This is a genomic window from Paenibacillus liaoningensis (assembly GCF_059609455.1).
In genome coordinates this window covers 1-12,472 of sequence record NZ_JCAALU010000009.1, presented here as the reverse complement: position 1 = coordinate 12,472, position 12,472 = coordinate 1, and the positions used below count along the sequence as shown (strand labels likewise).

At 41.5% G+C, this 12,472-nt stretch carries 4 protein-coding genes and 1 pseudogene; all 5 read right to left on the bottom strand.

Annotated features, from left to right (window positions below):
• Positions 1 to 4: 4 nt before the first annotated feature.
• The gene (locus AC6B99_RS14525; protein WP_056036552.1) at positions 5 to 1,753 is read right to left on the bottom strand and encodes an ABC transporter ATP-binding protein; all 1,749 of its coding nucleotides are present in this window, start codon (positions 1,751 to 1,753) and stop codon (positions 5 to 7) included.
• A gap of 369 nt (positions 1,754 to 2,122) precedes the next feature.
• Entirely contained in the window at positions 2,123 to 5,935 is a 3,813-nt protein-coding gene (locus tag AC6B99_RS14520) for an RCC1 domain-containing protein (RefSeq protein WP_496663594.1), read from the bottom strand.
• Between the two features lie 32 nt (positions 5,936 to 5,967).
• Complete coding sequence (locus AC6B99_RS14515) at positions 5,968 to 6,804, bottom strand: imm11 family protein (RefSeq protein WP_496663593.1); 837 nt, start codon at positions 6,802 to 6,804, stop codon at positions 5,968 to 5,970.
• Positions 6,805 to 6,846: 42 nt separating this feature from the next.
• Positions 6,847 to 12,324, bottom strand: coding sequence for a S8 family serine peptidase (locus AC6B99_RS14510; RefSeq protein WP_496663592.1), 5,478 nt, complete (start codon positions 12,322 to 12,324; stop codon positions 6,847 to 6,849).
• Between the two features lie 47 nt (positions 12,325 to 12,371).
• A pseudogene (locus tag AC6B99_RS14505) lies at positions 12,372 to 12,472 on the bottom strand (IS30 family transposase); the annotation flags it as partial.

Sequence of the window (12,472 nt, the reverse complement as noted above, 5' to 3'; positions counted from 1 at the left end):
CTTATTAGGACTCAATACTCGACTCCAGCTGCTGGCGATCATATTGCTCCCTGTACCAGCCGCCCGCTCGCAGCAGCTCCTCATGCGTGCCTTCCTGCACAATACGTCCTTCATCGAGCACGATAATCCAATCCGCATGCTGAATCGCAGACAAGCGGTGCGTCGTAATGAGCGTTGTTTTGCCCGCACGCTCTGTGCGGATGCCCTCAATAATTTCCGCCTCCGTCTTGCCGTCTACGGCAGACAGCGCATCATCGAGCATTAGAATTTCCGGATCAGCGATAAGCGCACGCGCAATACTCACACGCTGCTTCTGCCCGCCTGAAAGGGCAACTCCCTTCTCACCGACCATCGTTTCCAAGCCATCCGGCAAAAACTGAATATCCTTGGCAAAGGAAGCACGCTCCAGCGCACGCTGCAAATCCGCATCGCTGGCCTCACCCTTCTTCCCGAACCAAATATTGTGGCGAATCGAACGGGAGAACAGCACCGGCTGCTGCGGCACATAGCCGATCCAGCCGAGCAAGCGCTGAATTTCCAGCTTGTCGATGGGCACATTCGAGACGGAGATCTCTCCGCTGCCAATTGGATATTCCCTCAGAAGCTGCTTGAGCAGCGTCGTCTTGCCGCTGCCTGTGCGTCCAACAATGCCCAGCGTCTGGCCTTTGCGGATCGCGAAGGAAACATTGACCAAATTATCGACCTTCGACGAAGGATAGCGGAACGTCACCTTACGGAATGCAATCGTCTCCGGCTCATCCACTGCGACTAAATCTGCAGCATCCTTTACATCCGGTTTATAGTTCAGTGATTCGTTAACCCGATCAAGCGAAGCATTGCCCCGCTGCATAACGTTAATCAATTCTCCGATCGCAAGCATCGGCCAGATGAGCATCCCCAAGTAAATATTGAACGAAACCAGCTCGCCCAGCGTAATTTCACTCTTGAACACCATGTAGCCGCCATAGCATAGACCGATTAAATAGCTGAGGCCGATGAGAATTTTCATCGTTGGCTCGAACAGCGCATCGATGCGGGCAACCTCAATATTTTTCTCATACACTTCGTCTGTCTTGCGGCTGAACTGCTGCTGGCTCGCTTCCTCCTGTACGAAGGCGCGAATGACGCGCACGCCAGACACCGCCTCCAGCACCTGGTCATTCAGCTCGCCGAAGGAATCCTGCGCTTCCATGAAGCGGTGGTGGATTTTGCCGCCGAAATAGCTCATCGCCAGTGCCATAAGCGGCAGTGGCAGCAGCGCAGCCAGCGTCAGCTTGAAGCTGATTGTAGCGATCATAACCGCGAGAATGGTCACCATAAAGAAGGTCGAGTCAATGAGCGTCAATATGCCGAAGCCCGCTGTGTTCGACACCGCCTTCAAATCGTTCGTTGCCCGAGCCATCAAATCGCCAGTACGATTGCGCTCAAAGAAGGTCGGCGACATTTTCATAAAATGCTTCATCAGCTGGGAACGCATAATGCGCTCCAGAAGGAACGAGCCGCCAAACAATTGATAAAACCAAATATAGGACATGATGTAGCCTACAATGGTAATGGCAATCCAGCCGCCAATGATGAAATAAAACTCTTTGTCAGCAAGTGAGCCTTGCGAAATGCCATCGATGGCATAGCCCGTCATCCAAGGCGGAATAATATCCAGTACGCCAACCAAAATCAGCAGCACGCCCGCTATCGCGTAGCGCTTCCAATCCATTTTGAAAAACCATCCAAGCTTCTTAAGTACGATAAACATAGCGCTGCTTTGATACCTCCCCATATCCATCCAAACGTTTATTTTTCCCATAAAAAAAAGGAAACGCATCGGTTACACGATACGCTTCCTTCACATGCATCACCGACCTCTAGCGGGTCGAAAAGCATTGAAAAAGGCGCACGGCTGCATCGAACGCAACCATACGCCTTTGATTTATGGGAAAGCTCCCTTATTCATCAAAGAGAATTAACGCACGGATGGATTACGCTCATTAAATTCATATTTACAAAATCAAATTTCTTTCCTAGATGTACAGTAAATTTACGCATGAGACATAATCCTCCTTTCCATTTGTTTAATCTTCTGCCACTTTATCACCGCTTGTAAATGCTGTCAACACCTAATTCATCAACTACCCGTAATAACCTTTGTAGGATCAATTGAATATTGAGTGGTACCATTAGATAATTCGTAATTAGTATTATTCCCCCATCCCCAAATACTTCCATCCCCTCTCAACATCAAAGTATGCCCATACTTCGAAGAAATAGATACAACATTAGTCATATTTAATTTCAAATAAGGGATAGTTGGTGTTACGTGATTTGCTCCATGAATGACGACACTTCCATCTTTTTTAAGGAAAAAGCTTCTTGAGCCACTCATAGCGAAACCCTTTAGTAGGCTTATAGGTTGACCTAAATTATCTAGAATTGTAACAGGGTTAAGCTTTTGCTTCGAGCTATTCGCCAACTGCATAGAGCGATTGTCACCCCATCCTACAACACTTCCATCAGCTCTTATAATAAGAACAGCGTTCGAGCTAGCAGTAATGTCAATGGCATCTTTAAATTGAAACCCTGTTGCATATGTCGTATCACCAACAAGCAACGTATTAGATTGAACTATGGAAGGGGTACTATTATACACCTTATTAGTAGCCATATTCTTGTATTGGCCACTTAATTGATAGGAGCTATTATCTCCCCAAACATAAACTTTACCGTCAAATGTGATAGCTGCGCTAAAATCATAACCTGAGACTACTTTTTTAATGTTTTGTAAAGAACTCGTTTTTGTGGGACGGTCTAAATTGATGATGTTTCCCATTCCGAGCTGCCCTGCATTGTTTCTTCCCCATGTCCAAACCGTACCATCGGCTCGCAAAGCCGTGTTGTGGTTATTACCAGCGGAAATAGATACAACGGAGGTTAAGCCCGGGATCTGTACCGGTTGTTCACGATTAGTCGTCGTGCCGTCTCCCAGTTGACCGTAGTTATTTTTGCCCCATGCCCATACTGTCCCATCCTTTTTTAAGACCAGCACATGATTTTCACCAGTTTCTACTGCCTTTATATTATCCAAGCTATGGAGATGTGCAGGAGTTTGGACAGTAGCTCCAGAATCACCCAACATCCTGCCCCAACCCCAAAGTGTTCCATCATTCTTCAGCCAAAAACTATTATAGTAACTAGCTATAACAGAAGCATTAGCTTGGCTTGGGACCTGAATATAGCCAGTTGCGCTCCAATCTGACCAATACCTTTCATCCTTCACTTTAACTCTAACCTTAAGCGTCTGATTACCTGGTAGTGAAGATCTGATAAAAGAGCTCATATAATTAGAATCTGTACTCATTGTTATTTGCCCTGTATCCGCAACTACTTCGTCAGCACTACTTAATAACTGAATTTGATAGCCTGAGAATACGGTTAGGGCTCCGTCTGATTGGCTCCATTGAATCATCGGTTCTTGTTCGTTAAATATGGTTGGATTATTTTTATCCTTAGATATATCGTTCAAACTTACGGTTGGAGGCGTATCTTCTACTACCAGTTCAGGCTGGGTCAAATGAGTAAATCGCCATACTGTATTATCTTTTTTCAAAAATACAACCAAGCTAGTAGAAGCAGCTATTTCTTTAATCTCGCTGCTATTGAAAGAATATCTACCGTTAAATAAATTATTATTTACCCACGTCTTACCGGCACTGTCTTTGCTTATTGTGACTGTTCCACTTGCTATGGTATTTTGAATAGCTGTTACATCCGTAGTAGGAGCTTGGAACGGCAATGTATTTTGAATAGCGGATCCGGTTAGCGCAACTGTGGAGTTGTCACCCCATCCCCACACTTTCCCTTTAGTCGAGACTGCCCAGCTGTGATTAAAGCCTGTCGAAATGGAGACAAATCTCTCCGTCGTAGGCGGTTGTATGTCAGATAAAAGATAATTATTATTAGTCATGCCGTAAGGGATAGTAGTACGCCCTAATTGTTTAGCACTATTATTCCCCCAAGTAAATATGCGCCCTTCCTCACTCAGTGCAACATTAAATGCCGCTCCTGAATCAATTTGTATGATTTTATAACTGGAATTGATACGTATTGGATAGTTCCTCTTCTCATTTCCAGTTACATTGGTGGGAAGTGAAAGTTGTCCATAGGTATTATTCCCCCATCCCCATAATGTCCCGTCACTTTTCAGGATAAGATTATGTGCATCTCCTGCTGATATTGAAACAACGGAATCTAGTCCGGCAACTTGCATAGGTGTATGTCTGGAAGTTAAAGTGTTATCCCCTAATTGCCCCTCAGAATTACCGCCCCATGCCCATACTGTACCATCATCCTTTAAAGCTATAGTATGAGAAGAACCCAATGCCACATCAATTACATCACTAATACCCTCAACCTTAACCATTTTAGTAAAACCATTAGTGTAAGGATTACCAAGCCCACCATAGCTGTTACTTCCCCACATCCATACTGTCCCATCGCTTTTAATTAAAGCTGATCCGATTGATCCTGTATATAAACGGGGAGTGTATAATGTTTTCTCAGTGTATACTTCGCTAGATTTTGACAAGTTTCCCGCTAAATCTTCTGCGACTACTGTAAAATTATATTTAGTGTGAGCTTCCAAACCAAGTGCTTTATACGACCGATTCTTTGTGATTTCCATTAACTCGTTATTTTTATACACATAATATTGAAAAATCCCAACATTGTCAGTCGCAGCACTCCACGATATGGAAAGCTCATTTTCCGTCTTATTTGTCGTTGTAAAAGTTGCGGGCGGAATGGGCACCGTTTTATCAATTCTAACTGTAGCTTGAGCAGTAGGACTGTAATTTCCTGCCCTATCCACTGCCCTTGTAATAATGACCGTCTCTCCTTCAACTTCTATGTAGAAAGGAAAATCATATTGTATCCACTCTTCCTCTTCTCCTAATTTATACTCATAGCCACCTATCCCGCTTTCAGCATCTTGCCCCTCTCGAATGACGACATAAATCTCTTCATTCGTCCAATCCTCATAGTCCAAAACAACTTCCGGAGCAGTTGGTGGATTTCGATCAATCTTTGCACTCTCTGAATTAATTTCACTAATGTTCCCGGCCAAATCAATGGTCCGTGCGTATATAGTGTCTGTCGTATCTACTGTGAATGGCTCACGATAATCAAGCCAAGGATCGTTTTCATTCAAACGATATTGAGATTTTATTGAACCGCTTTCCTCATCATACCCGTCCCTGATTTCCACTACTACCTGTCCTATAGTCCATGTAGCAGAATCCATCATGATAGACGGAGCAGCAGGTGCAGTCTGATCAAGGTTTAACTTTACTTTCTTGCTTTTTTCTTGATTGCTGCTCTTATCAATAGAACGATAATAAAGAGTTGTGCTGCCATCTTTACTAAAAGCTAGCGGAGCCGAGTAACGGCTCCAGCTTTTCCCTCCATCTAAGCTATACTCTGAATAATCTATACCAGACTGCTGGTCTAAGCCCGTCAATTGTATTTCTATCGGACCAGTATAGTAGCCATTATCACCTTTTGTCCCTGTTACTGTCACGGTAGTTGCTGGTGCAGAAGTATCTTGTTTTACAGTGATGCGCGCACTTTTCTCCATCTCCACATTGTTATTAACATCGGTTGCACGATAAGTAATAACATATAATCGTCCTGGTGAAAGAGGAATAGGCGTCGAATAAGTTCTCCAAGATTCGTTTGCCACTTTATATTGAATGGAGGCTATATTTGCATTCCCACTTGCACTTAACTCGACTGTCGTATCCCCATAGTAAACGCCGTTCGTCCCTTTATTCCCAACAATACGAATCGTTGTATAGGGAGCATCAGCCGCTGATACGATCGTTCCTAAAGAAGAAAGCTCCCAGAACAGGCAGAATAATAGTAAGACCATAAAGCTTTTCTTCAACTGCAATCATCTCCGTCTATTTATATATTATTTTAGGAAATATTTTTTGATGGCTCTACTTCATGCCATTTAAGATCAAGAAGAATAGGCGGCACATAAATCGGGTCCGACCAATCATACTCAAGCTCATAGTTGAGACGTCCAATTAATAAATTTGATGTCTCATCCATTTGCAACTTCCAATGTCCACTGGCTACTGCTGCCTTAGCTTTTAACCGTTCACAAGCCTCTTCCCAGTTGTATTCTTTCCCTTTTGCTCGCTCAATCTCCGCCAGCCTGTCTTGATATCGCTGCTCCCGGGCCTGCTCCATCTCTTCTGTAAATTCCGAATCCCAGATTTCTATAAATTCAAAACCTTTTAATTTTGCTCGTTCTACTTGTTGTTTAAATTCGTCTGATACATAGATGCGAGTAGATGCATTCTCTGGAATTTTAAAAATAGTATAGTCGAAATTACTGATTTCTCTCTTAAAGCACATTTTAGGAATATCAGCTATTCCCCCACTTGGCATTCTTTGAATAACCGAATTTTCATAATCCAATACGTCCAATACCTGTATCACATTAACCATTGTATACTCATGAATATCCTCTAGCTCGCTTACAATAGCAGGCAAAAACTCGACATTATGTTCAATGAGCGGCCCCAGCGTACTATAAGCCTTCTTGGATAGTACAGCTACATTGTTTCCCATTGCTGCATAATCCTTCGCCCTGCCTTTTCGGTAAATTTTAAGCTCAAGAGGCCGCCAGTTCGAACTAAGTGGTTGTCCATTGAAATGCTCACTTAGTAAGTGCTCATCATTCTCCCAATCCCTTAATGCAAGATCAATGCTATTCTCAGCATAGGTGACCCACCAAATTTTCATTTGTTCCACTCCTTTTTTCTGTTATTACCATTACAATCATGTTTACGGTTTAGCTGGTTTTTTATTTTTAGATCTTCCTAATTCATAGTCACCACTCATTAATAGCTTTCTAACCTCATGAAGTTGAAAGAGAACATCATCCGCACTCTGCGCATTTTTTATTTTATCATAAACAAATTGACTGTATGATTTCACATGCCTTCCATTGTGCGTAGATACCTTCCAGGTAATTTCCGTAGCTTCATCCATAATATCCGCCGTATTGACCCCTGGCTTCATTGGGAGCCATACTCCATTAGCAGCCGAATTAGGATTAACATTGAATTTATCTAGAACCTTATATATATCTTGTGCAAGTTTACTGACTCCTCCTGTTGGAGCTATATGATGCGCAGCCCAATTCGTAATATTTCCTGGTATCTCTGGCTTCGGGATATTAGCTCTCTCCAACTGTTCCCCCAACACTGTACCACTAGTTTTAACTTTCTTTCCTTTTTGCTGCATCAAACTACCAGGTACTGAAGTAGATAATTTACCATTAAGATAACTAACTAAATTACAAGCAACGTTATGAGTTAGTATCCCCAAATCTGAAACATAGTAAGTATGGTATTCACTTACAGTAAAATTATAAACCTGCATCTCTTCACTGCGTATTTCAATTTTTTCAATCACAACATCGGCTGAACGATTGGTTTCTAATACATCACCTGCTTTTAATTCTTCAGCTATAACCCATCCCTTGTCTTTAATCCAGAATGGATGATTATTCGTGGTAACAATCTCCTCACCATCCGCATGAATGACATAAACTTCAGAGGTTGTTTTTTCGAAAACGTCTATCACTGGTTTGAAATCAATCTCGCCTGTTATCTCATTTTTAGCTTGAACGAGGTCTCCCAGTTTAACCTCCTCAATTGGCACCTTTCCTCTGTCCGTAATTACCATTGTGCCTCTCGCAAAGCAATTGCAGACTGAATTATAAAACTTATTAAACTTCTTCAGGCCAACAGTTGCCTTCTTTGCGCCAGCAAACGTTTCTAAAATAGGGACCATTGCGGCCACAGAAGTCAATGCATCTACATCCTTACCACGAATGAGATAAACTACAGCATTGAAACCGTCAGCAGGGGCTCCTAACACGGGGATATACCCTAATGCATCCGCCCAATTTTGAACATTTGTTATGACATCTTCATCATGGTCATATACCAGTCTTTCTGACCCTATCCAGAACTTTTGAAGGCCACTAGGACCATACATTTCCTTAGACCAGTGTTCATAGGCAGCAAGCCAATTACCTTGGTTAGTTGTATAAATGTATCTCATATGATAATTCATACAATCATTGCAGTTTCCTTTGTTATTACCGTTTACCGTCACACCTTTCTCATTTTTTTTTGGCGGAGTTGGTATCCAGTTAAACTCATTTAGGTCATCATTGGAAACTTTAAGACGAAAGAATGCCATATACTGTTTATTATTCTCCGGATAAATACGAACCTCATATTCCCCGCTTTTAATCCAATATATATTCCCATATCCATCTATCCACGATTTATTAGCAAAAAAATCTCTATTTTCCGTTACCTCGCCTACATATTTAACATTTGTATATGTGTTTTTATTACCGGCTGCTACAGTTTTTTGATATACACGAAGACTATCTTGAGTGCTTCCTGTATAAATTTCCATAACTAACCTTGAAGCCCTAACATTATTATAATAACTAAATGTTACAGACCCAGCATCTCCAGGTGTAGCATTTAAAGTAAATACTCTTCCTGTGCTAGACGCGGCAAATGATGCGGCGTTAGAGAGAGCAAATGGAGCAGCATTCCTTAGTACATCTGCACTTTCGCCAATTGAATATTCTGTATTATTTAAATTGAACGAAATATAATACTTATAACCCGCAAAACCAGAAAAACTAGAATACTGTGAACTTTTGAAAAGATCATGTTTTACTTTTACAAAGTACCGTCCAGGTTCCAGTTCAAATACCTTTTCATCTTTTTCGCTGAAAATCCCAAATGGACGCCCCTGCTCATTTTCAATGATCCCCATTGCTCCAACTATATTTATATTGATCTCTGAGGCCTGAAATAGATCAAAAACAAAATAATCAACATCATACAGGGAATTCATTCTTAATTCATTCCCATACGAATCTGTTTCCAGATGATCATGATTGGATATAGGCTGCGCCACATTCTGTGTACTTGCAAAACTATCCTCCACCGTAAACTTAACACTAAGCTCTTCGGCCACATTTAAGTTAGATACACGTACATAATACGTATTACCTGCTATTAATTGCTGCTCCAGTTTTGAGAATAATCCACCATACGGCTTGTCACCAGTAACATCATCATTTTCCGCCAACGGACTTGTAAGAGAATCGTCAGAATATAACGAGATATAGGTATCCTGATGAGATCCTCCCGATGCTTTTGATGTGAAAAATCTATATAACCCTGTTTGATCAGGAGTAAAGCTTGCTATTGCACTCTGTCCAGATGGAGCAGAAATATCCACAGGTGCACGATTCACTATAGGTATTAGGTTATTCTGTGTATTAGCTGTAACCAGAAGTCGAGCTTTTACTTGAGACTCACCAAATCCCGTCACTTTGATAAAATATGGCTTAGCTCGCGTTAATCCTATGTTCAGATTAGAGAAAACAGAATCTGCATCATCATCATTGAAACCGCCTGGAATAAGCTGTGTTAAATTTGCATCGGAATATAAGGAAATTTGAGTATCATTTTCTCCGTTGCTAATTAACCCTCCGAAGTAGCTCGTACTGAAATTGAACTCCCCGCTTGTCGGAGGAATAAATACATAAATCAAACCGCTACTTCCCTCAGTCAGGTCTAGGGGTTGATTTAATTGAATATAAGGGATTTCTGAGCTAACGACTTCTGCTGTAATTCGCGTCTGTAGAACATCATTACCATAACCTGATACTTTGACATAATAGGTATTTCCACCATCCAAACTAGTCTTTATCTCTGAAAATACCAGTCCGTTATAATCATCATTTGTAGCTATTAGTTGAGTAAGATTGACGTCTGCATAAATACTTAATTCTGTGTCATTTGCTATGCCGTTACCTTGAAAATAACTAGTAAAAAACCGATAAATTCCGGAAGTTGCCGCACTAAATTTAAATAGTTGGCTATTGGATTGTTGATTAACATCAACCGGTGTGAATACAACCAGTTCCTGAATAACTGTCGTTGCCGTTATTTCTGAGTAAACACTCGTTCCATCGTCATAATTCGCGGCAACAGAAAGCTTATACGCAGTGAGTGGCTCCAGATTGACAAATGTGTATACCGTATCAAAAGATGTTGTAATAACTTGATCATTTAATTTCACTGAATAAGATATTGCGTTAGGCATTGCATTCCATGCTAGCTTAATACTGTTGCCAAAAGGAGTAGTCACGAGTCCCGTAGGAGGCAGATATATCGGCGCCTCGGTTGCATCTAAGGAAAGTGTATAGGGATTTCTGCTGTAGGACCCACTGAAACCTTCTACCTTAATGTAGTAGTTTGAATGTTTAACCAGAGTAGCCTCAATAAACTCATTGACACCTGTTCCTCCGCTAGTAGACTGCCCAATCAATATGCCCGTAGAGTCATAAAGATAAAGCTCGTAGTCCATATTATTCGGGACAAATAAAGTAATCTTCTGTCTCCCGTTTCTTTGAGCGTTAAGGACATAATAATCAATATCGCTTGCTGTTGAAATATAGGATACATATGATTGACCTGCAACAACCTCTTTAGCAGTCGGAATTGTATTGTTCGGTTCAAAGGTATCTGGACCAACGCCTTCTTGCGTTACAAATACAACAAAAATATCATCGTCTACTCCTGTTGGACGAGCTGGATATCTGAACTTAATAAAATACGTCCCAGTCGGCGTATTCTGGCCTGTTAACCATGAGTACGATATAATCTGGTTCAACTGAGGGCTTTGAATGGTTGAAGTTTGAATAATGCTTGAAAAATCCATAGTAGAAGACACTTCAACGATAATTGAACTATGAATGTTATTTCCATGCTGATCGCCGTTAAGCTTCAAAGAAACCTCGGCACGCTCGCCTGCTATTACCGTTTGTCCGTCACCTGTCTTGTCATAAGAGGCAATATTAATACCCTCATCTGTGTCTGAAGGTATAAATATTTTCTCATGCTCATCTAATGTTTCCTCTGACATGGGAGCAATTGAACCGGATATAACATTCAGAGCCTTAGCAACATTTATTATTCCTTTGCCGTACTCGTGGATATCCCCTAACGGTGTAGCAGTGCTGTACAATTTATTTGTAATATCGTCAGCTGTTAATTCCGTATTCTTAGACCATAGCAATGCTGCAGCTCCTGTGACGTATGCCGCTGCTGAGGACGTGCCGGATGTGACACCATAACCATCATTTAATGTGGTGCTTAATATGTTACTGCCGGGTGCTACAAGATCCAAATCCGCACCTGTATTAGAGAATACAGCTCTTTTATGCGCTTGATTCACTGCGCCAACGGCAACTACTTCGGGATACCGAGCAGGGTACATCACTTCGTTCTGGGTATTCCCTTTATTTCCAGAAGCGGCAATAATCAGAATACCGTTATCCCTTGCCAATTGAATGGCCTCTTGCAGAGATTCACTGTTCTCAGTCGTAGTGAAACTCATATTAATAATATCAATATCTTGGCTAATGGCCCATTGGATGCCTTGAATAACTGAGCTTATATATCCTCTGCCCAAGTCATCCATAACCTTTACGGCATATAGGTTTACATTTTCGGTAACCCCTACCACGCCCATTGTATTATCATTTGCAGCAATCGTACCTGCAATATGAGTACCATGCCCATGATGATCCTCATAAGAGCCATTCGTTTCTATGACGTTTATACCGCCTGCAATCGTTAAATCACTATGATCAGCAATTCCGGTATCAAAAACGGCTACGTTAATTTTATCGCCAAACTTATCCTGTGAATTCGCCAAATAGGCTCCAGTTGAGTGCATGCCCCAAGGAATACTTTGCGAGCTATCTTTAATGACTTGCTGCTCTATCTTATAGGTTGATTCTGTTGCAGAAAGACCTACAGGATAATCGACCTCAATCGACTCAACCATGTCCTGCTGGAGAATTTCTTGCACCTCTGTCTGATTAAGCTCCATCGCAACGATGTTCAGCATTCCAATATGGGTGAGTGCTTCACCTGTTTCCAAATAGGTAGATTCCGATACACTGTTGTCTACCAGATCGCTTGTAACTTCGTTAATCTTTTTCAATCTAATAAGATATTTTTCTTTGGGTAAATCCTTATTTCCATTTTCTTCCACAACCGATTTTATCGTCTCTATTGCCTCAATTGTGTTCTCTGCAGTTACCAATTCACCTACATCCACTCCTTCTGTTTGTGCATAAGATGTAGGCAAAGGCACATAAGTAATAATCATACAAATAATTAGTATTGAAGATAAAATGTTTCTCATAGAACTCCTCCGAATTAACTAGTATGTATTCAATATCAGACAGATTGTCAAGCCAAGTGCGACACTTCAACCTGAAAAGCTTCGTGTGCGGTTTTCCATCCTAGACACTTTCGAGGACGGTTATTAATAAAGAACAACGCGCACGCTA